Source organism: Pseudorhodoferax sp. LjRoot39 (genome assembly GCF_964253035.1).
GTDB lineage: Bacteria > Pseudomonadota > Gammaproteobacteria > Burkholderiales > Burkholderiaceae_C > Pseudorhodoferax.
The window spans coordinates 2,496,752-2,517,870 of record NZ_CAXUQL020000001.1 but is presented as its reverse complement, the minus strand read 5'-3'; the positions used below and the strand labels follow the sequence as shown (position 1 = coordinate 2,517,870).

Below are 21,119 nucleotides of genomic sequence, written 5' to 3'. Positions count from 1 at the left end.
GCCAGCGCAAACTTCTAAACTCGCTTCAGTTTTTCTTCATCGACGGGAGACGCTGTGCTGAACTATGCCGCCCTGGCTGCGCTGGCCGCCGTGGTGCGCGAAGGCAGCTTCGAGCGCGCCGCCCAGGCGCTGCACGTGACGCCCTCGGCCGTCTCGCAGCGCGTGCGCCTGCTCGAAGAGCGCGTGGGCTGTGCGCTGGTGGTGCGCGGCCAGCCCTGCCGCGCCACCGAAGTCGGCCAGCACCTGTGCCGCCACCTGGCCCAGGTGCGCCTGCTGGAGCACGATCTGCAGGACGTGCTGCCGGTGGCCGCGCCGACCGCCGAGCGCGCGCGCCTGCCCGTGGCGGTGAACGCGGACAGCCTGGCCAGCTGGTTCGCGCCCGCCGCCGCCCAGTACGCAGCCACGGCACCGGTGCTGCTGGAACTCACCGTGGACGACCAGGACCACACGGCCGAGCGCCTGCGCAGCGGCGCCGTGCTGGCCGCCGTGACGGCCCTGGCCAAGCCGGCGGCCGGCTGCAACAGCCAGGCGCTGGGCACGCTGCGCTACCTGGCTGTGGCCAGCCCGGACTTCATGGCCCGGCATTTCGCCGACGGCGTGCAGGCGCGCAGCCTGGCGCTGGCGCCCAGCCTGCTGTTCGACCGCAAGGACCAGCTGCAAACCCGCTGGGTGCGCCGGCAATGCCGCAAGGCGGTGCCGCTGCCCTGCCATCTGCTGCCTTCGCCGCAGGCCTTCATCGAGGCCGGGCTGGCCGGCATGGGCTGGGGCATGCAGCCGCTGCCGTTGGTGCAGCCGCTGCTGGCGGCCGGCCGGCTGGTGGAACTGGTGCCGGACACGCCGCTGGACGTGCCGCTGTACTGGCAACACGCGCGCGCCGCCTCGGCACTGCTGGATGGGCTGGGCCGCGCCGTCGGGGCGGCGGCGCGCTCCGCGCTCGCTTAGGAAGCGCCGCCGACCACCACTGTCACCATGCGCTCGGGCTGCAGCATGCGTGCGAACGCGGCGCGGATCTGTGCCGTCGTGACGGCTTGCACGCGCTGCGTCCAGGTGTCCAGGTAGTCCAGCGGCAGGCCGTTCCAGGCGATGTTGGCCACGTTGCCGAGCAGCTTGCGGTTGCTGTCCAGCCGCAGCGCGAAGCCACCGACCAGGTTGTCCTTGGCCGCCTTCAGCTCCTCGTCGGTCGGGCCCTCGGCGACGAAGCGCGCCAGCGTCTCGCGCGCCACGGCCATGGCCGCGTTGGCCTGGTCGGCACGGGTCTGCAGGCCGACCGTGAACGCGCCGGCATGGCGGCCCGGCGAGAAGTCGCTGGACACGCCGTAGGTCAGCCCGCGCTTCTCGCGCACCTCGTGCATGAGCCGCGAGGTGAAGCCGCCGCCCCCCAGGATGTGGTTGCCCACGAGCACGGCGAAGAAATCCGGGTCGTCGCGCCGGATGCCGGGCTGGCCGATGATCACCTGGGCCTGGTTGGACGCGAACGGGATGCGGCGCTCCTCGGCCTTGGCCAGCGCCGGCACCTCGCCGACCGCGGGCAGCGGCGCGCAGGCGGTCTGCGGCAGCCGGGCGAGCAAGGCCTGCACCAGCTGGTCGGCCTGCTGGCGCGTCACCGCGCCCACCACGCTGACCTTGGCGCGGCAGGGCAGGATGCTCTGGGCATAGAAGGCGCGCAGCTGGTCGACCGAGATGGCGGCCAGGGTCGGCTCCGTGGTCTCGCGGCCATAGGGATGGCCGCTGTAGACCAGCTCCTGGAAGGCGCGGCTGGCCACCGGGCCGGGCCGCGTGTACGACTCGCGCAGCGCCGCGCCGATGCGCTCGCGGTCGCGCTGCCACACGGCGGCATCGAAGGCTGGCGCCCCCAGCTGGCGCGCTGCCAGCGCGACGGCCTTGGGCAGCAGGTCCGGATAGGTCAGCGTGCGCAGCGAGAAGCTCATGCGGTCGCGGCTGGCGCTGGCACTGAACGAGGCCCCCAGATCGGCCCAGGCTTCGCCCAGCGCGTTCTCGTCCAGGGCCGGCTCCTTGCCCTGCGCGGCAATGCCCTTGTTGGCCTGCCCCGCCGTGGCATCGGCCAGGCCCGCCTGCGCGGCCGGGTCGCGGCGCGAGCCGGCATCGAAGTCGAGCTGCACGTCGACCATGGGAATGCCGGGGCTCTCCACCAGATAGACCTCGGCACCGCTGGCCTGGGTCCAGCGCTGCAGCGGAATGGCGGCGCTGGCCCAGCCGGCGGCCACGAGCAGGGATGCGGCCAGGGACAGCCGCACGGAAAACATCAACGTGTTCATCGGCTCGGCTCGCTGGAGGGGGCTTGGCGCGCACCGGCAGGTGCGTTCTTGCGGGTGGCTGGATCGACGGGTTGCGGCCGCAGCACGGCCACGTTGAGCTGGTCGTCGCCGAAGTAGCGTGCCGCCACGGCCTGCACCTGCTCGGCCGTGACCTGACGCAGCCGCTCGATCAGCCGGTCGGAGAAATCGGGCGCAAAGCCGGTGGTCCATTGGCTGCCGAGTTCGCGGGCCTGGTTGAACAGCGAATCGCGCTTGTAGACCTGGCCGGCCACCCACTGCGTCTTCACGCGGGCGAGCTCGGCCGCGCTGACGCCCTCGCGCGCCACGCGGGCCACCTGCTCGCGCAGCGCGGCCTCCAGTTGCTCGGTGGTCTTGCCAGGGGCCGGCACGCCGTCCAGCACGAACAGCTGCGGGCCGCGGCCCATCAGGCCGTTGCTGGCGCCGGCGCTGTCGGCCAGGCGGTCGGGGCCCTGGGTCAGCGCGCGCTCCAGCCGCGCGCCGGGGTAGCCGTCGAGCACGGCCGACAGCACGGTCAGCGCCAGCGCGTCGTCGCTGGCTTGCAGCGTCGTGAGCTGGGGCACCTTGAAGGCCATCGCCAGGTAGGACTGCTCGGCCGGCGCCTTGAGTTCCAGCCGGCGAATGCCGCGCTGCGCCGGCTCCTCGCGCGGCTTGCGGCCGGGCACGGCGGCGGCCGGAATGGCGCCGTAGGTGCGCTCGGCCAGCGCCCGCACCTGGGCCACGTCCACATCGCCGGCGATGACCACGGCCGCGTTGGCCGGCACATACCACTGGCGGTAGAAGCCGCGCACGTCGCCGGCCGTGAGGCTGTCCAGGTCGCCCATCCAGCCGATGATGGGTCGGCGGTAGGGCGCGGCCTGGAAGGTCATGGCCATGAGCGACTCGTACAGCCGCGAGCGCGGGTTGTCGTCGGTGCGCATGCGCCGCTCTTCCTTGATGACGGCCAGCTCGCGCGTGAACTCGTCGTCGGCCCAGCGGTTGTGGGCGAAGCGGTCTGCCTCCAGCCGCATCACCTCTTCGAGCCGGCCGGCCGGGATCTGCTGGTAGTAGCCGGTGTAGTCGTAGGAGGTGAAGGCGTTCTCGGAACCACCCATGGCGGCCACGCGGCGCGAGAACTCGCCGGGCTGCAGCTTCTCCGTGCCCTTGAACAGCATGTGCTCCAGCGCGTGGGCGACACCGCTGGTGCCGTCCACCTCGTCCATGCTGCCCACGCGCAGCCAGACCATGTGCACGGCCGTGGGCGCGCGCCGGTCGGGCTTGACGATCAAGGTCATGCCGTTGGACAGCTGGAATTGCTGGGCTGCGGACGCGGCGCTGGCGCCGGTGGCCGGGGACGGCGCGGTAGCGGCGGTTTGGGCCTGCAGGCCACTCGTCACCCAGGCCAGCGCAAAGGCCATGGCAGACGCTGAAAGAATGCGTTTCATAGAATCATCCGATTCTAAGAACGCCCCAAATGTTCAGTTTTTTCAAGAAAAAGCCACCCACGCCAGAGCAGCCCCCCGCTGAAGCGGCGCCCGCCCCGGCGGCGGCGCCCGAACCCGGCGAGCCCGCCGGCCGGACCTGGCTGCGCAATCCCTTCGGCGCCAGGCCGGAGCCCATGCCGGAACCGCCGCCCGCCGAAGAGGCCGAGCCCGCAACGCGCACGGGCTGGGTGGACCGGCTCAAGCTGGGCCTGCGCAAGACCGGCAGCAGCATCACCACCGTCTTCACCGGCACGCGCATCGACGAGGCGCTGTACGAGGAGCTCGAAGAGGCCCTGCTGATGGCCGACACCGGCGTGAAGGCCACGACGGTGCTGCTGAACGACCTGCGCCGCCGCGTGAAGGAGGCCCGCGCCACCGAGCCGGCCGCCGTGCGCGAGCTGCTGGTCGATGCCATCGCCGACCTGCTGCGGCCGCTGCAAAAGCCGCTGGTCATCGGCGAGCACAAGCCCACCGTGGTGATGGTGGCCGGCGTCAACGGCGCCGGCAAGACCACCTCGATCGGCAAGCTCACGCGGCACCTGGCGACGCACAAGGCCTCGGTGCTGCTGGCCGCGGCCGACACCTTCCGCGCCGCCGCGCGCGAGCAGCTGGCCGTCTGGGCCGACCGCAACTACGTGGAGATCATCAGCCAGCAGGGCGGCGACCCGGCGGCCGTGGCTTTCGACGCCGTCAACGCCGGCCGTGCGCGCGGCAAGGACGTGGTGCTGGTCGACACGGCCGGCCGCCTGCCGACCCAGCTGCACCTGATGGAAGAGCTCAAGAAGATCCGCCGCACGCTGGTCAAGGCCGACACCGCCGGCACCGGCGTGCCGCACGAGGTGCTGCTGGTCATCGACGGCAACACCGGCCAGAACGCGCTGATGCAAGTCAAGGCCTTCGACGATGCGATCGGCCTGACCGGCCTGATCGTGACCAAGCTGGACGGCACGGCCAAGGGCGGCGTGCTGGCCGCCATCGCGCAGGAGCGGCCCGTGCCGGTTTACTTCATCGGCGTGGGCGAGAAGCTGGAAGACCTGGAGACCTTCGACGCGCGCGAGTTCGCGCAGGCCCTGCTGGGCTGAACGGTACGCCGTACGGCGCGGCACCCGATCGACGGATTTCCGTTCGGCCGCAGTCCGATCCTGGGCCCCGGCGCCCTGGTCTTCGCCTGCTTCTCCATGGCACGCAAGCTGCTGTGACAGGACGTCCGCCGCCATTTCGCGGTAGCGGCGTTACCCCACAGCTTTTCCATAGGAGCAGACCTCAATGAAGAAACACATCCTCGCCATGTGCTGCGCGGCACTGGCGGCCGGCAGCGCGGTTGCGCAAGGCAGCGACACCCTGGCGAAGATCAAGTCCAGCGGCGCCATCAGCCTGGGCGTGCGCGACTCGTCCGGCCTGTCGTACACGCTGGGCAACGGCAAGTACGTGGGCTTCCATACCGAGATGGGCGAGCGCATCGTGGCCGACCTGTCCAAGGCCGCCGGCAAGGAGCTGACGATCACCTACTCGCCCGTGACCTCGCAGAACCGCATCCCGCTGGTACAGAACGGCACGGTCGACCTGGAGTGCGGCTCCACCACCAACAACGCCACGCGCGCCAAGGACGTGTCCTTCGCCATGACGACCTACGTGGAGGAGGTGCGCATCCTGACCAAGGCCAACTCGGGCATCAACGGCATCGCCGACCTGAAGGGCAAGACGGTCGCCGTGACCACCGGCACCACCTCGGTCCAGACCCTGCGCAAGAACAAGCGTGCCGAAGGCATGGAGTTCAAGGAACTGATGGGCAAGGACCACGCCGACAGCTTCCTGCTGCTGGAGTCGGGCCGTGCCGATGCCTTCGTGATGGACGGCTCCATCCTGGCCGCCAACGCCTCCAAGTCGCGCAACGCGGCCGATTACAAGATGGTTGGCGAAGTGCTGTCGGTCGAGCCGATCGCCTGCATGCTGCGCAAGGACGACCCGGCCTTCAAGAAGGCCGTGGACGACAGCATCAAGCGCCAGATCGCCGACGGCTCGCTGGCCAAGCTGTACGACAAATGGTTCATGCAGCCTGTTCCGCCGACCAACACCAAGGTGGGCCTGCCGATGTCGCAAGCCACCAAGGAAGCCTGGGCCAACCCGAACGACAAGCCCATGGAAGAGTACAAGCTGCCTTGATGCGACGGTGAACGGCACGCTTCGGCGCGCGGGCGGGAAGGCCTCTTCCCGCCCTTTTTTTTGGCCGCGGCCCGCGGCGCGGCAAGCGTCGGAAAGCCGCACGGGCAATCGCCTGCGGCGCCGGATTTCCGTCGCTTGCGCCAGCATCGGCGCGCCTGTGCGCACCCCCGATCGCCTGCTGCGCCAAGGGCATCGGCGCATCCGCCGCGCCGCGTCACACCGTGGCATGTACTTTGCGGTTGAGCCGTGTCGTACCACACAGGCATGGCAACGCTGCGGCGGCACGCCCGCCTCTTCATTCACGGATCACGATGACCTAGGGAGAACCAATGGACAAACTGAAGAACCTGAGGCTGCTTGTCATGGCAACCGCTGCGGCCGCCATGGCGGCCTGCGGCGGCGGCGACGACGCCCCGGCCCCCGCACCCACACCGGCGCCAGCCCCCAACACCGCGACGATTCCCTTGGAAGTCGTGGCCGCGGCCGCCAAGATCGCCGCCGATCCGCAGATCACCGCCTTGCTGAACGAGCAGCGCACGCCTGAAGCAGCCAAGGCGCGCTGGCACCAGTTCCTGGAGCTCACACGCATCCCCGCACCTTCTCGCGAAGAGCATGTCCGGGCCGTCGAGGTGCACCGCCGGATGGCCGCAGAGTGGGGTTTCGCGCCAGACGAAATCATGACGCGGGCCGACGGCCACATGGACAACACCGACGTGAACATCGTCGACGGCCTGCCGGTCTACAACACCTGCGTGGTGATCAAGGGCTCGTACGCGACCCGCGCCGGCGCCGAGAACTACAAGGGCCAGTACCCCAAGGTGCTGGTCGAGGGGCACTCCGACGTCGTCAACCCCGAGACGCTGCCACCGGCCACCGACCCATTCAACCACTTCAAGCTGCAGCCGTTCTCGCAGGCGGTCGTCGAGACCACGGCACAGCTCGCCGCGATTCCCGACGAGCTCGCCTTCAGCGCCAGCGGCCGCATCGTCGAGGACGCGAACTACGCGCTGGCGAGCAAGTGGTTCACGAATGCCGAGGCCGCTGCCGCCAACGGTGGGCTGCGCATCTATGTGCCGGGCTACGGCGACATGATGAGCTCGACGTCCAACGCCTTCGTCCTGGCCGCGGCCATGAAGAAGCACAAGATCAAGCCGGTCTACGACGTCTGGATCTGCGGCACGGCCGGCGAAGAAGGCAAGGGCAACCTGGCCGGCATGAAGCAGCTGTTCGGCTTCGAGCAGGACCTGGGCACCGGTTCCAACCCGCTGAACTTCGTGACCTACTTCGGCCTGGAAGGCGGCGGCGCCGTCAACTTCCTGGGCAGCTACCGCTACGAGATGAAGTACAAGGCGCCCGTCACGCCGGGCAGCGACCCGGCCAGCGCCGTGGAAGCCATGGCCGCGGCCATCGCCAGCATCGCCGACGTCAAGACGCCGTCCGAGCTGCGCCAGGGCGCCCCGCGCACGACCTACACCGTGGGACGCGCCAGCTGCGAAGCCCCGGCGGCCGGCAGCGACGTGGTGCCGAGCTGCTCGATCGAAGTCGACATGCGCTCGCCGACGACCGAAGTGCTCAACGAGATCCGCGACGTCATCCGGCCGAAGTTCCAGGCCGCGGTCGACGCGGAGAACGCGCGCCGCGGTGTCGCCGGCAACAGCGCGCAAGCGGTGACCATGGAACAGGTCTGGTACGGCCTGCGCCCGGCATTCGTGCTGCCGAAGCCGGACAACGTCGCCATCCATGCCGGCCTGCAGGCCGGCATCGTCACCGGCACGTCGACCTCGCTCGCGGTCAGCACAGGCTCCAGCAGCCTGAACGACAACGTGCCGGCCAACACCGGCATTCCGACCTACAACTTCAGCCTGTCATCGAATGCCGCCGGCGCCGGCGGCCACGCGTTCTGGGAATGGGGCACGCGCGGCGATCCGGCGGTGGAAGTCTCGCGCATGCACCGCGTGCTGACGGCCGCACTGCTGGTCTCGGGCTTCCATGCCGCCGACGGCAGCATCGTCGAGCCCTCGGCCAAGCCGATCGGCGCCCGCACACGCGAAGTCAACCGCTAAGACAAGGGAGCACCGACATGATGAAGAAAGCCTTCGCTTCGCTCGCCAGCTTCGCGGGCCTCGGCCTGCTCTGCCTGAGCGCCGCAGCCCAGCAAAGCGGCACCGTGGACATCAACTTCCAGGGGCCGGGCGGCCACAGCAGCGGCAACTACGGCCGGACCAGCGCCGTGCACGCCGCGGGCCGCACCGTCATCCTGATCCAGAAGGCCGGCCTGCCGGCAGGCAGCTACGTGATCACGAACCTGACGGGTGGCAACTCGGTCAACAGCATCGCCTCCGACGGGCTGATCACGCTGCGCCTGAAAGCCTCCGACGCCAGCGCCTACGACCAGCTGGTCAGCAAGCTGACCGAGCTGGCCACGGCCGGCGCCGATGCGGAGAACGCCTTCCGCAACGTGAAGGCCGGCGATCTCACTGCCGGCGCACCGGCGACGATCCGGACCAGCGTCACGCGCAAGTAGGCTGCACGACGCTCCGCAGACAAGGCGCGGCCCCGGCCGCGCCTTGTCACGTCCGGGTTCAGGACAGCCCGTGCTTGCGGATCTTGTCGCTGAGCGTGGTCTTGGGCAGGCGCAGCGCACGCGCGCTGTGCGCCACGTTGCCCTGGTTGCGGCTGAGCTCCGCAGCGATCAGGTCGCGCTCGTAGCCCTCGACCATCTCGGTCAGCGACGGCGGTTCCACCTCGGCGGCGGCGCCCATCGGGGCACCGAGCACGCTGCTCGGAATGCCCAGCACCAGGCAATCGACCACGTTGCGCAGCTCGCGCACGTTGCCGGGCCAGTCGTGCGCCATGAGCCGGCGCATCTGTTCCTGCGACACGCCCCGGTGCGGCCGGTTGTAGCGGCTGGCGGCCAGCAGCATGAAGTGCTCGGTCAAGAGCGGCACGTCCTCGCGGCGCTCGCGCAGTGCCGGCAGCTCCAGGGTGACGACGTTGAGCCGGTAGTACAGGTCGAGCCGGAAGCCGCCGTCCCTGGCGCGCTGCAGCAGGTTCTCCTTGGTGGCGGCCACCACGCGCACGTCGACCTGCATGCCTTCGTTGGAACCAAGCCGCTCCACGCGCCGCTCCTGCAGCACGCGCAACAGCTTGATCTGCATGCCCGTGGGCATGGACTCCAGCTCGTCCAGGAACAGCGTGCCCTGGTGCGCGTGCTCGATCTTGCCGATGCGCCGCTTCTGCGCGCCCGTGAATGCACCGGACTCGTGGCCGAACAGCTCGCTGTCGAGCAGGTTGTCGGGCATGCCGCCGCAGTTGAGCGCGACGAAGGGGTTGCTGCGGCGCGTGGAGTGGGTGTGCAGCGCCTGGGCCACCACCTCCTTGCCGGTGCCGGTCTCGCCATGCACGAGCACGTCCACCGGCGAATCGGCCACCTCCCCGATCAAGTGGCGCACACGCTGCATCTGCGACGAGTTGCCGATCAGCTGGCTCTCCAGGCCGGCGCGGCTGGCCAGCGACTTGCGCAGCGCCAGCACCTCCAGCGTCAGTGCGCGCTTGTCGAGCGCACGGCGCACGACCTCGACCAGCGCTTCGGGCGAGAACGGCTTGGGAATGAAGTCGTAGGCGCCGCTGCGCATGGCTTCCACGGCCAGTCCCATGTCACCGTGGCCGGTGATCATGATGGCCGGCAGGTCGGCATCGCGCTGGCGGCACCAGCGGATCAGCTCCAGCCCATCCTGACCGGGCAGACGCATGTCGGTGACCAGGATGCCCGCGAAACCGGGTGGCAGCAGAACGTGCGCCTCTTCGGCCGATGCGACCGCCCGCACCGCGATGCCGGCCAGTTGCATGGCCTGCACACAGCCCAGCTGCACATGGGGATCGTCCTCCACGATCAGGACGGAAAGCTCGGAATGGTTCATCCTAGATTCGGCAGTTGGATGCGCCCGACGGTGCCGTGATCGGCATGCCAGGCAAGGCGCGACGACGCGGCGCACTACTGTGCGCAAGGAGGAGCAACGCCGCATGGCGCGGCGAGCGCGGTGCTGGCGGGTGCATAGCGTTGTCACCCAGAAGGCGAACGTGATCGAAGACGCCAAGCTCAGTGTTCATGCGGCTTTCCAGAGGGTTGCGAGCGGTCAACTGCCGAATCTAGGGTCATGGTGGTGCTGGGGCTTCGGCCGGAATCTGCAGCCGGAAACAGGTGCCGCCGCCCTGGCGGTCGGACACCAGGATGTCGCCGCCGAAGCCGCGCACGATGTCGCGCGAGATCACGAGGCCCAGGCCCAGGCCGGCGCCGGGCGCCTTGGTGGTGAAGAAGGGTTCGAACAGCTGCTCGCGCGCCTTGAGCGACAGGCCGGCGCCGTTGTCCTCGACGTCGATCCAGGTCCAGCGGCCGCCGCCCTGCGTGGGCGAGACACTGCCGGCGCGCAGCTCCAGGCAGGGTTCGGGCGCCGCCGCCATGGCATCCAGCGCGTTGCCGATCAGGTTGATCAGCACCTGCTCCAGGCGGTTGGCGTCGCACCAGGCGAACACCGTGCCGGGCGCGCAGGCACTGACCACCTGGACGCGCATCTTGCGCAGCCGCAGGCCGTAGAGGAACAGGGCGTTGCCGAAGGTCTGGCCGATGTCGGTGGCGCCGTGCACGGCATCGGACTTGCGCGCGAAGGCCTTGAGCGGCTGGATGATGTTGCCCATCTGGTCGGTCAGCCGCCCGATGATCTGCAGGTTGCCGGCCAGCGGGTCCATCTGGCCGCGGCGCAGGAACTCCTCGGCGTTGCCCGACAGCGTGCGGATCGCACCCAGCGGCTGCGTCAGCTCGTGCGTGATGCCGGCGGCCAGCTGGCCCATCACGGCCATCTTGGCGGCCTGCACCAGCTCGTTCTGCGCGGCGCGCAGCGACTGCTCGGCCTGCTCGCGCTCACGCACCTCGCGCTTGAGCGAGGCGTTGGCCCCCAGCAGGTCCTGCGTGCGGGCCGCGACCTTGGATTCCAGTTCGGCGTTGGCGCGTTCCAGCAGGCGCCGGCCCTCGCGGCGCTGGCGCTGGATGCGGCGCGCCTGCACCAGCACCAGCACCAGCAGCACGAGGAACGCGGCGGCCACGGCCGACATGGCACCCTGCACCAGCGCAGCGTGGCGCACGTCTTTGAGGTCCAGGAACAGCATCACGCGCCAGTCCATGCCGTCCAGCGGCCGCGTCAGCACCAGCTGCTCGTCGATGCGCTGGCGCTCGGCCTGCTGGTCCAGTCGCGGCACCAGCGGGAACTCCTGGATCTGCAGGTCGCTGTAGGTGCGCGTGAGCTGCATGTCCACGCGCTGCTCCAGCGTCAGTGGCGCCAGCGCGGTGTAACGCCAGGGCAGGTGCGAGCTGTGGATCACGATGCGGTTGGCATCGGCCAACAGTGCCGGTGCACCGACCATGGCCCAGGTCTGGTCGATCGGCTCCAGGCTGATCTTGATGGCGGCCACGCCCACCACATGCGCGCCGTCACGGATCGGGTGCGAGACGAAGTAGCCGGGCATGTCACCGTTCACGCCGATGGCGAAGTGGCGGCCGACGCGGCCCGACAAGGCCTCCAGGAAGTAGGGGCGGAACGACACGTCCATGCCGAGCATGCTGTCGTCAGGATGGCTGTCGTTGCTGGAGGCCACCACCACCCCGCGGATGTCCAGCGTGAAGGCTGCCATGCTGCCCACGTGCGCATTGAGCCGGCGCAGATACGCGCTGGCCGCGGCCACCCGGGCCGGCTCTTTCGGGGCGCGCAGCAATGCCAGGATCTCGGGGTTCAGCTGGATGGTCGCGGGCACGTGCTCGGAACGCTTGACCATGCCCTCCACGGCGGAGGCGAACAGGTCCAGCCGGTGGTTGGCCTCAGCCTGCAACTGCCGCACGCCCGCCCGCTCGCCATGCCGGTACGACAGCAGCGCGCAAGCGCCCATCAGCGCCAGTGCGGCGGCGGCGGCCAGGAGGCGCCATGCCGCACGCCAACGGTGGTTCTGGTCCGGCACGCGCTCCGTTTCAGTCGACCGGCTGGTCGTTCGGCGCGCGGTACAACTCGACCAGGTCCGGCGAGGCCGGCCAGTTGAGGTTCAGGCCGCGCGGTGGAATCGGCCGCTCGAACCACTTGGCGTAGATGCGCATGGCTTCGCCGGACTGCATCAGCTGGGTGAGCGCGGCATCGACGATGCGCTTGAGCTCGCGGTCGCCGCTGCGCATCATGCAGCCATAGACCTCAGAGGACATGGGCGAGCCCACGACCACCCAGCGTTCGGGCTCGTGGGCCTTGGCGCGCTCGCCGTACAGCAGCGCATCGTCCATCATGAACGCGTCGACCCGGCCGCCTTCCAGCATCGCGAACGACTCGCCATGGTCCTTGGCGACGACGATGCTGAACTTGCGGCCGATGCCCTCGTTGAACAGGCGCAGCAGGCGCTCGGACGTGGTCGCGGCCGTGACCACCACGCGCTTGCCGGCGAGGTCGGGAAAGTCGTGGATGCCGGAATCGCGCGCCGCCATGAGCCGCGTGCCGATCTTGAAGATGGACACCGAGAAGGCGACCTGGCGCGCCCGCTCGCGGTTGTGTGTGGTCGAGCCGCATTCGATGTCGACCGCGCCGTTCTGCACCAGCGCCAACCGGTTCTGCGGCGTGACCGGCACCAGCTTGAGCGTGAGCGCAGGCAGGTTCAGCTCGGTCTTGAGGGCCTCCAGCACCTTGAGCATCAGCTCGTGCGAGTAGCCGACCACCTGGCGCCGGTTGTCGTAGTAGGAAAACGGCACCGAGGATTCGCGGTGACCCAGGTTGATGGTGCCGGTGTCGGCGATGCGCTTGAGGGTGTCGATGGACTGGGCAGTCGCCACGTGGGCACAGCAGAGCAAGGTGGCGAACAGAAACAGGAAACGCAGCATGGGCAGGCGCGCGGCAGGCAATGGCAAAGGGCACGTGCCAGCACGCACTGTGCCAAGCGTGGCCGCATGCAGCGGCGCCCTTGCACGCAGGCCGGCTGCAGTCGAGCGCGAACGGTTTTCCGTCCAGCCGACGGCGGGGTGCACGGAAATCCGTTCGGGCACGCTCAACGGCCGCTCGGCATGGATTCAGGCCGCGTGTCGCAATCGCCCTTGAACAGCTGGCGGCCGTTGTCGCGCAGCAGGCGGGCGTGGCGCTTGCGCGTGTCCACGCGCCATTGCGCACCGACGCCGAACACCACCTCGTCGCCGGCGACGAAACCCGAACTGAGCCATTGCCCGTTCACGGCCACGGCGTTCTCGGCCGCGCTGTAGCGCACCTCCACACGGCGCGCCGCCTGCCCGGCATCGGGCTGCATCTGGCAGTACAGGCTGCGGCTGTCGGGCGGGCTGCCGCGCGCCGCGAGTTCAGCCGCGATCTGCGCAGCACGGCCCGGCGCGCCGCTGGCCTCGCAACTGAACCGGGCCACCAGGGCGGTGCCGTCCATGGTGTGCACCGGCTCGAACACCAGGCGCGTGAGGTCGGTCCGGCCGCTGCGGCGCGGTGGCTGGACGAAGGGCTGCTCGGGCTCGAGCCGGCCCGACGGCATGACCGAATCGAGAATGGCGATGCGCTGCGGCGTGCGGCAATCGACCACATAGTTGGCGTAGCCGACCAGCGGCGAGGGCCGCTGCGCATGCACGAGGAAATAGGTGCCGGCCACATGGTCGCGGTCGACCACATCGAGCGCGATGGCGTCCACGCCGACCAGCATCTCGTCGATGCGCTGCACCATGTGGAAGGTGGCCGGCGCAGGTTGCGCTGTCGCTGTCAGCGCCAGGAACACGGCAATGCAGAAGAAAAGGCGGTGGGAAGGCATCAAGGGGTTGCAGACCCCGCCGGTGCCGCACGCGGACCTACATCGCGGGCTTGTCGCTCAGGGACTTCAGATTGTCGCGCAGCTGCTGGCTCATCGGCAGGCCGAGGTTGATGCCGCGCGGCGGGATCGGCGACATGAACCACTTGTTGTACAGCCGCTCGAACTCGCCCGACTTCATGGCATCGGAGAACACGCCGTCGACCAGCGCCTTGAAGGCAGGGTCGTCCCTGCGCACCATGCAGGCATAGGGCTCGACCTGCAGCGAATCGCCGACGACTTCGAGCTGTTCCGACATCTTGGAGTTGGCGCGCAGGCCGAACAGCAGGATGTCGTCCATCGCAAAGGCGACGGCGCGGTCGCTCTCCACTAGCAGCAGCGAGTCGTCGTGGTCCTTGCCCAGCACCACCGTCATGCCGATGCTGTTGTCCTGGTTGTACTTGCGGATGACCTGGGCGTTGGTGGTGCCGGTCGTCGTGGCCACGGTCTTGCCGGCAAGGTCGGCGTAGTTCTTGATGCCCGACGACTTCTTCGCCAGCAGGCGGGTGCCGGTGTAGAAGTGGTTGATGGCGAAGCTCACGTCCTTGCCGCGCGCGGTGTTGTTGGTGGTCGAGCCGCATTCCAGGTCGATGGTGCCGTTGGTGAGCAACGGAATGCGGTTCTGCGAGGTCACCGCCATGGCGCCGACCTCCAGGTTGGGCTTGTTCAGCTTCTTCTTGACGGCCTCGACCACGGCATCGGTCAGATCGACCGCGAAGCCCACGGCCTTGGTCGAACCGGCCAGGTAGCTGAACGGCACCGAGGATTCGCGGTATGCCACGGTGATCTTGTTGCTGTCGGCCACCTTCTTCAAGGTGTCGGCATGGACGGCAGACAGGCTGACACAGCACAGGGCGATGGCGCTCAGGCGGGACACGGCGGGCATGGGATTCCTCGGCAAGCGGATGGGGTTTGCAGTGTAGGCAGGCGGCCCGCCTTGGAAGCAAGGGATATGCCTGAGGCCAAGCGCGGGATCGCGCTGTAAGTCACCGCCGAGTGGGCCGGTAAAACCCGCTCACACGCACGGCGCGCCTTGCTTACGCTGGCGGCCTCGCACACAACACAAGGAGACCCGCCACCATGCAGACCGCCCCACGCCGATTGCTGCTGTCCACTGCCCTGCTCGCCCTCGTGGCGGGCAGCCTGCCCGCCACGGCGCAGCCGGCGGCCTGGCCGAGCAAGCCGGTCCGCATCGTCGTCACCTTCCCACCCGGCGGCGCGCCGGACACGCTGGCACGCCTGCTAGCCGACAAGTGGAGTGCGCTGGGCCAGCCCGTCACGGTGGACAACAAGCCCGGCGCGGGCGGCAACATCGGCGCCGACATGGTGGCCAAGAGCCCGCCCGACGGCGCCACACTGGTGCTGGGCACGGTGGGCACACACGCCATCAACGCAGCGCTGTACGACAAGATGCCGTACAACAACCTCAAGGACTTCACGCCGATCAGCTTCCTGGCCAGCACACCCAACCTGTTGGTCGTCAACAAGGCGGTGCCGGCCCACAACGTGCAGGAGTTGGTGGCACTGGCCAAACGCGAGCCGCTGGCCTTCGGTTCATCGGGCAGCGGCACCTCGATCCACCTGTCGGGCGAACTGTTCAACACGCTGGCAGGCGTGAAGATGCAGCATGTGCCGTACAAGGGCCGTGCCCAGGCGATCCCGGACCTGTTGGGCGGACGCATCGCGATGATCTTCGACAACATGCCGTCGGCGCTGCCGCTCGTGAAGTCCGGCGAGCTCAAGGCGTTGGGCGTGACCAGCGCGCAACGATCACCCGCCGCGCCGGACATTCCGACGATCGCGGAAGCCGGCTTGCCGGGATTCGAGGCCACCTCCTGGTTCGCCCTGCTGGGGCCGGCGGGCATGCCGCGCGACATCCAACTGCGCATCAACCAGGAAGTCGCGCGCGTGCTGGCCCTGCCCGATGTGAAGGCGAAACTGGCCACCCTGGGCCTGGATCCGAACCCCGGCACGCCTGACGCCCTGATGGCGCTGATGCAGAGCGAGACCGCGAAATGGGCCAAGGTGGTCAAGGCATCTGGGGCCAAGCCAGACTGAGCTACAATACGCAGTTCCCTGATTTCCCAATCAGAGAACCGCCTGGCCAGGCAACGCCGAATCTCACGGCGGCACGTCGACAAGATCGCTCACGACGAAAAACGCAGAGTGGTCCTGCATGCGAAAGTGCCGTAAACGTGGACCGCGTAAGAGTCCACGACCAAATTCCCCAACGCAGCCAGATCGAAGCCAGTCCGTCATTTGACCGACTGGCGTTTTGCGTAACTGGCCGCTTCTTGCCAGTCCGTCGGCGTGGGTTGTCCCAGACCGCAATGGGCAAACGTCAGCCCGACAAACAAGGGACACCCAAGAAAAAGCCCCGCTACCGCGGGGCTTGGAGGAGTTTGCCGAATGCGAACCTGCCTAAGTCGGCAAGCCCTTGGTGGCATGCCGTTTGTGGTCATCGGCTCCAGCCCGAACCGGCACCGTTTTGCTCGGCACATAGGGGACGGTCATCGCGCTGTTCACGTGGGTCCTGGGTTCGACGGCCGCCGATGCAGGCGGTACGGGCTTCGAACTGTCGCTCCTGGTTTGATCGCTCATGCTTGAAGAATCCGGTTCGGTAATCAGGTCGTCAGCGGGCGTGCCAAGCGCGCATCAGGTGCACCTGGGCATTCTTTCCGCCCAGGCCCAACGCATTTCGATGCAACATCCGCGCCATGCGCGTGACTGCAATGAAATCAACAGGCAACCTTCCGCACTGCAGCCGCGTGGAGTCATTATGTAAAAAAATCCGACAAAGAACACTCAATACACGCTTGGTTTCGAGGTTGCTCGACGTGCGGCACCGCCGCCAATCACAAACGACAATCGGACCAAGGCTGCGCGGCGACCCCCTCGCTCAGCAATGTAGGAAAGGACTGATGACGGCCAACGTTACAGCCTGCCTGCGAATAGCCCAGAAGCGCCGGCAAGTATCTGATCCTCAATGGTGGCACACTGCTTGCTTGAGTTGAACGATGACCTCCATCCAGCTGATGAAACGCCTCTTGATCGCCATTGCATCGCTGCTTGCCGTCTCTGCGGCATGCGCATTGGGCGCATATCCCGACCTTCAGCCGGTTCGAGCACTCCCTGACGTTGCTGCTTCGTGGGCCATATCGACGTTCAGCGGCGACCATGGCGGCATGTGGGAAGTGGTTGCAGCAGTTGCCGTGATGGCAGTGATCGCCAAACGCAACGGCAAGGCCTGACCATCGGCAGCGCCTCGCGCGCATGCGCCATGCAAAAGATGTGCAGCATGTCACATTAGAAATACGGCGTCATGGTTACCCTCGCGCACCATGAAACAAATTCGCATTTCAAGTACGCGCGAAGCGGCGCAGCACCAGGGCCAACGCTTCGTCTGCGAGTGGATGGAAGGCTCGCTGATGAACCGGTGGCTGTTGAAAAACCGACTGGCCGAAGCACTGGAGGCGCACGGCACGGGAAGCCACTGGGTTGAATCGCGTGACATCCAACCCGTCCGCCAAGCGGCAACCGCCTAGCATCGAAGGGCATCGCCGCACCCTGCTGACGCAGGCACGGCGATGATGTCGCGGCAGTCGCGTACCGCCAACGAAAAAGCCTCTGGAGTCATCGACTCCAGAGGCTTTGAATTTTGGTGGCGCTTCACGGATTCGAACCGCGGACCTGTGGATTATGATTCCATCGCTCTAACCGACTGAGCTAAAGCGCCAAGCCGCATATTATAGCGCGAATTTCGCGCTGGCTTCAACTGTTGATAAAACCAGCCTTGCGCTTGTTCATGAAGGCGTCCATGCCTTCCTTCTGGTCTGCCGTAGCGAACAGGCCGTGGAACAGCCGGCGTTCGAACATCACGCCGTCGGACAGGCCGCTTTCGAAGGCGCGGTTGACCGACTCCTTGGCCGCCATCACGGCGATCTGCGAGAAGTCGCAGATCGACAAGGCAGCACCCAAAGCCTCTTCCTGCAGCTTGTCCAGCGGCACGACGCGGCTGACCAGGCCGGAGCGCTCGGCCTCGGTGGCGTCCATCATGCGGCCCGTCAAGGCCATGTCCATCGCCTTGGCCTTGCCGACCGCGCGCGGCAGGCGCTGCGTGCCGCCCGCGCCGGGGATCACGCCCAGCTTGATCTCCGGCTGGCCGAACTTGGCGTTGTCGGCCGCGATGATGAAGTCGCACATCATCGCGAGTTCGCAACCGCCGCCCAGAGCAAAGCCGCTGACGGCCGCGATGACGGGCTTGCGGATGCCACGGATCTGCTCCCAGTTGCGCGTGATGTAGTCGCCCTTGTAGACGTCTGCAAAACTGTACTTGGCCATGGCGCCGATGTCGGCCCCAGCGGCGAACGCCTTCTCACTGCCCGTCAGCACGATGCAGCCGATGCTCTCGTCCTGGTCCAGCTTCTTGAGCGCATCGCCAAGCTCGTTCATGAGCTGGTCGTTCAGCGCATTGAGCTGCTTGGGACGGTTCAGCGTGACGATGCCGACCTTGCCGGCTTCCACACGCAATGTGATGGTCTCGTACTCCATGGTCTCTCCGATGTGTCGAACAGCAAAAACGCCGACGACTATACCGAGCAGTTCCACATCTCTCAGACCCTTTCGCGACGCAGCTCACGCCGCAGGATCTTGCCCACGTTGCTCTTGGGCAGCTCGTCGCGGAACTCGATGTGCTTGGGCCGCTTGTAGCCGGTCAGGTTGTCCTGGCAGTGGCGCGACACGTCTTCTTCCGACAGCGAAGGGTCGCTGCGCACCACGAACACCTTGATGGCCTCGCCCTGCTTCTCGTCCGGGATGCCGATGGCAGCGCATTCGACCACGCCGGGACACAAGGAGATGACATTCTCAAGTTCGTTCGGAAAGACATTGAAGCCGCTGACCAGGATCATGTCCTTCTTGCGGTCGACGATGCGGAAGTAGCCCTGCGCGTCCATGGTGCCGATGTCACCGGTGCGCATGTAACCGTCGGTCGTGAAGGCGGTCGCGCTCTCGTCGGGGCGCTGGTAGTAGCCGCGCATCACGTTCGGGCCGCTGATGCAGATTTCACCGGGCTCGCCCTGCGCCAGCGACTGGCCGTCGTCGTCTTTGATGGCGATGTCGATGCCGGGCAGCGGCAGGCCGATGCTGCCACTGAAGGCCGTCGCCGTGACTGGGTTGTTGGTGCCGATGGCCACCGTCTCGCTCATGCCCCAGCCTTCGATCATGGGACAGCCCGTCACCTCGAACCACTGCCGCGCCGTGCCTTCGGAGGCGGCCATGCCGCCAGCCTGCGTGACGCACAGCTGCGAGAAATCCAGGTGCTTGAACTGCGGATGCTGCAACAGCGCATTGAACAGGGTGTTGACGCCGGGCAGAAGATGGAACGGCCGGGCCTTGAGCGTGTCGACGAACTTGCCGATGTCGCGCGGATTCGGCACCAGCGTCAGGTGCGCGCCCAACCGGATCGCCAGCAGGCACAGCGTCAGCGCAAAGATGTGGTACAGCGGCAGTGCCGCGATGCTGTTGACCTTGCGCAGATCACCCACGCGCGCCAGCGCAGGCGAGAACCAGGCCTCGGACTGCAGCACGCCGGCGATCACGTTCGCATGCGTCAGCACCGCCCCCTTGGAGACGCCGGTGGTGCCGCCCGTGTACTGCAGGAAGGCGATGCTGTCCAGCGTGGCCTGGCCCGGTCGCAGGCTGCGCCGGCCGCCTTCGGCCAGCACCGTGCGGAACGATGTGGCGGTGCGCCCACTGTCCAGCGGCAGCCGGAACTCCGGCACCATCTTGGCCAGGTGGCGCACGGCGAAGGTGACCCACGGGCCGTAGAACTTGCCCAGCATGTCGCCCATCGAGGCCACGACCACATGCCGCAGCGGCGTCTCGGCGATCACGCTCTCCAGCGTGTGCGCGAAGTTCTCCAGGATCACGATGGCGCTCGCGCCGGAGTCCTTGAGCTGGTGCGCCAGCTCACGCGCCGTGTAGAGCGGGTTGACGTTCACGCAGGTATAGCCCGCGCGCAGCACGCCGGCCATGGTCACCGCGAACTGCGGGATGTTGGGCAGCATGATGGCCACCCGTGCGCCCTCCTCCAAGCCCAAGCCCTGCAGCCAGGCACCGACGGCGGCCGAGGCCTCGTCGAGCTCACGGTAGGACATCCAGCAGTCCATGCACACCGAGAACGGCTGCGCTGCATTCTTCTTGAACGACTCTTCCAGCAACTGGGCGAGTGAGCGGTAGCGCGCCACATCCACGTCGTGCGGCACGTTCGGGGGGTAGCTGTCCAACCAGGGCTTTGCCATCTGCATCTCCTTGTGCGGCGGCATTGTGCTCAGCGCCTGCGCCACCGCCAGCGGGGCTTGCCCTAGGACGACAATGCAAGCTGCCCCACTGCACCGCGCCCATGCTCGCACGCCTGCAACGACTGCTCTGCCTGCTTCTCGCCTCGCTGGCCCTGGCCTGGCTGCTGGGCTGGTGGTCCTCGTCGCCGCTGCTGGCCTTGGCCGGCCTGGCATTGCCGGCGCTCGGCTACGGCGCCCTGCTGGCCTGCGAGTTCGCGCTGCTGGCCCGCCAGCACAACGATCCCGCGCCACAGCCGACGCCGGCGCAGTTGCTGGCAGCCTGGTGGGCCGAATGGCGCAGTGGCGTGCAGGTGTTCTTCTGGCGCCAACCGTTCCGCGAGCATGCCGAGCCCGACCACCTGCCGCCAGGCACGCGGGAGCGCGGCGTGGTGTTCGTGCACGGCCTGTTCTGCAACCGCGGTTTCTGGGCACCCTGGATGCGGCGCGCCCGCGCGCTGGGCCTGCCCCACATCGCCGTGAGCCTGGAGCCTGTGACCGGATCGATCGATGCCTACGTGCCGGCCATCGATGCCGCTGTGGCCAGGCTCATGGCGGCAACTGGCCAGGCGCCGGTGCTGGTGTGCCACAGCATGGGCGGCCTGGCGGCGCGCGCCTGGCTGCGCACGCCAGGGGCTGCGGACCGCGTGGCGCGTGTGGTCACGATCGCCAGCCCGCACAGCGGCACCTGGATGGCGCAGCTGGGCCATGGCGAGAACGCACGCCAGATGGAGCGCAACAGCCGCTGGCTGGTCCGGCTCGCGCGCGACGAGCTCCAGACCCCACCCGTGCCCTTCACTTGCTGGTATTCCAACTGCGACAACGTGGTGTTCCCGGTGTCCACGGCCGCGCGGACCGGCGCCGACAACCGTTTCGTGCCAGGCCATCCCCACGTGGCGCTGGCCTTCCAGGAACGGGTGCTGCACGACAGCCTGCAGCTCGTGCGCGCCGCCTGAATCCAGCGGCAGAATCCCCTTCCCCATTTCCTTCGAAGCAGGAGCGGC

Annotated in this window: 18 protein-coding genes and 1 tRNA gene; 9 read left to right on the top strand and 10 right to left on the bottom strand. The window is 67.9% G+C overall.

Annotation, left to right across the window (positions count from 1 at the left end; genetic code table 11):
* Nucleotides 1–54 precede the first annotated feature (54 nt).
* Nucleotides 55–942: a LysR family transcriptional regulator ArgP gene (locus ACSQ4M_RS11900; protein ID WP_436189735.1), complete on the top strand. Its 888-nt coding sequence runs from the start codon at nt 55–57 to the stop codon at nt 940–942.
* Here ACSQ4M_RS11900 and ACSQ4M_RS11895 read toward each other — a convergent pair.
* Both ACSQ4M_RS11895 and ACSQ4M_RS11890 read right to left on the bottom strand, forming a co-directional pair.
* Complete coding sequence (locus ACSQ4M_RS11895; RefSeq protein ID WP_436193998.1) at nt 939–2,264, bottom strand: M16 family metallopeptidase; 1,326 nt, start codon at nt 2,262–2,264, stop codon at nt 939–941. The genes ACSQ4M_RS11900 and ACSQ4M_RS11895 overlap by 4 nt on opposite strands.
* Nucleotides 2,265–2,272: 8 nt before the next feature.
* Nucleotides 2,273–3,718 (bottom strand): M16 family metallopeptidase, encoded by a 1,446-nt coding sequence (locus ACSQ4M_RS11890; RefSeq protein ID WP_436189734.1) that lies wholly within the window; start codon nt 3,716–3,718, stop codon nt 2,273–2,275.
* A gap of 29 nt (nt 3,719–3,747) precedes the next feature.
* Here ACSQ4M_RS11890 and ftsY point away from each other — a divergent pair, with 29 nt between their 5' ends.
* The 4 genes from ftsY to ACSQ4M_RS11870 all read left to right on the top strand — a co-directional run bounded on the left by ftsY (nt 3,748) and on the right by ACSQ4M_RS11870 (nt 8,444).
* On the top strand, nt 3,748–4,839 hold the full coding sequence (gene ftsY / locus ACSQ4M_RS11885) for a signal recognition particle-docking protein FtsY (protein ID WP_436189733.1): 1,092 nt from the start codon (nt 3,748–3,750) through the stop codon (nt 4,837–4,839).
* A gap of 184 nt (nt 4,840–5,023) precedes the next feature.
* Entirely contained in the window at nt 5,024–5,920 is an 897-nt protein-coding gene (locus ACSQ4M_RS11880; protein WP_436189732.1) for an amino acid ABC transporter substrate-binding protein, read from the top strand.
* 329 nt (nt 5,921–6,249) lie between these two features.
* Entirely contained in the window at nt 6,250–7,983 is a 1,734-nt protein-coding gene (locus ACSQ4M_RS11875; protein WP_436189731.1) for a peptidase M20, read from the top strand.
* Nucleotides 7,984–8,000: 17 nt separating this feature from the next.
* Entirely contained in the window at nt 8,001–8,444 is a 444-nt protein-coding gene (locus ACSQ4M_RS11870) for a peptidase dimerization domain-containing protein (RefSeq protein WP_436189730.1), read from the top strand.
* Between the two features lie 58 nt (nt 8,445–8,502).
* Here ACSQ4M_RS11870 and ACSQ4M_RS11865 read toward each other — a convergent pair whose 3' ends face one another.
* The 5 genes from ACSQ4M_RS11865 to ACSQ4M_RS11845 form a co-directional block, all read right to left on the bottom strand.
* Nucleotides 8,503–9,840 carry a sigma-54-dependent transcriptional regulator gene (locus ACSQ4M_RS11865; protein WP_436189729.1) on the bottom strand — a complete coding sequence of 446 codons (1,338 nt, stop codon included), beginning with the start codon at nt 9,838–9,840 and terminating at the stop codon, nt 8,503–8,505.
* Between the two features lie 235 nt (nt 9,841–10,075).
* Nucleotides 10,076–11,926, bottom strand: a complete 1,851-nt coding sequence (locus ACSQ4M_RS11860; RefSeq protein WP_436189728.1) for an ATP-binding protein — start codon at nt 11,924–11,926, stop codon at nt 10,076–10,078.
* A gap of 10 nt (nt 11,927–11,936) precedes the next feature.
* Nucleotides 11,937–12,824, bottom strand: a complete 888-nt coding sequence (locus ACSQ4M_RS11855; protein ID WP_436189727.1) for a transporter substrate-binding domain-containing protein — start codon at nt 12,822–12,824, stop codon at nt 11,937–11,939.
* A 164-nt stretch (nt 12,825–12,988) separates the two neighbouring features.
* Nucleotides 12,989–13,741, bottom strand: a complete 753-nt coding sequence (locus ACSQ4M_RS11850) for a hypothetical protein (protein WP_436189726.1) — start codon at nt 13,739–13,741, stop codon at nt 12,989–12,991.
* Nucleotides 13,742–13,778: 37 nt separating this feature from the next.
* Complete coding sequence (locus ACSQ4M_RS11845; protein ID WP_436189725.1) at nt 13,779–14,663, bottom strand: transporter substrate-binding domain-containing protein; 885 nt, start codon at nt 14,661–14,663, stop codon at nt 13,779–13,781.
* Between the two features lie 194 nt (nt 14,664–14,857).
* Between ACSQ4M_RS11845 and ACSQ4M_RS11840 the strand changes: the two genes are divergently transcribed.
* The 3 genes from ACSQ4M_RS11840 (at nt 14,858) to ACSQ4M_RS11830 (ending at nt 17,322) form a co-directional block, all read left to right on the top strand.
* Nucleotides 14,858–15,835, top strand: a complete 978-nt coding sequence (locus tag ACSQ4M_RS11840) for a tripartite tricarboxylate transporter substrate binding protein (RefSeq protein WP_436189724.1) — start codon at nt 14,858–14,860, stop codon at nt 15,833–15,835.
* A gap of 959 nt (nt 15,836–16,794) precedes the next feature.
* Nucleotides 16,795–17,028, top strand: coding sequence for a hypothetical protein (locus ACSQ4M_RS11835; RefSeq protein WP_436189723.1), 234 nt, complete (start codon nt 16,795–16,797; stop codon nt 17,026–17,028).
* 90 nt (nt 17,029–17,118) lie between these two features.
* Nucleotides 17,119–17,322 (top strand): hypothetical protein, encoded by a 204-nt coding sequence (locus ACSQ4M_RS11830; protein ID WP_436189722.1) that lies wholly within the window; start codon nt 17,119–17,121, stop codon nt 17,320–17,322.
* Between the two features lie 114 nt (nt 17,323–17,436).
* Here ACSQ4M_RS11830 and ACSQ4M_RS11825 read toward each other — a convergent pair.
* The 3 genes from ACSQ4M_RS11825 to ACSQ4M_RS11815 form a co-directional block, all read right to left on the bottom strand.
* Nucleotides 17,437–17,513: transfer RNA gene (locus ACSQ4M_RS11825), tRNA-Met, on the bottom strand.
* Between the two features lie 35 nt (nt 17,514–17,548).
* On the bottom strand, nt 17,549–18,328 hold the full coding sequence (locus tag ACSQ4M_RS11820) for an enoyl-CoA hydratase (protein ID WP_436189721.1): 780 nt from the start codon (nt 18,326–18,328) through the stop codon (nt 17,549–17,551).
* 62 nt (nt 18,329–18,390) lie between these two features.
* Nucleotides 18,391–20,079 carry an AMP-binding protein gene (locus ACSQ4M_RS11815; protein WP_436189720.1) on the bottom strand — a complete coding sequence of 563 codons (1,689 nt, stop codon included), beginning with the start codon at nt 20,077–20,079 and terminating at the stop codon, nt 18,391–18,393.
* A 101-nt stretch (nt 20,080–20,180) separates the two neighbouring features.
* Here ACSQ4M_RS11815 and ACSQ4M_RS11810 point away from each other — a divergent pair, with 101 nt between their 5' ends.
* A complete protein-coding gene (locus tag ACSQ4M_RS11810; protein ID WP_436189719.1) occupies nt 20,181–21,071 on the top strand; it encodes an esterase/lipase family protein in 891 nt (296 codons plus the stop codon).
* The last annotated feature ends 48 nt before the right edge of the window (nt 21,072–21,119 follow it).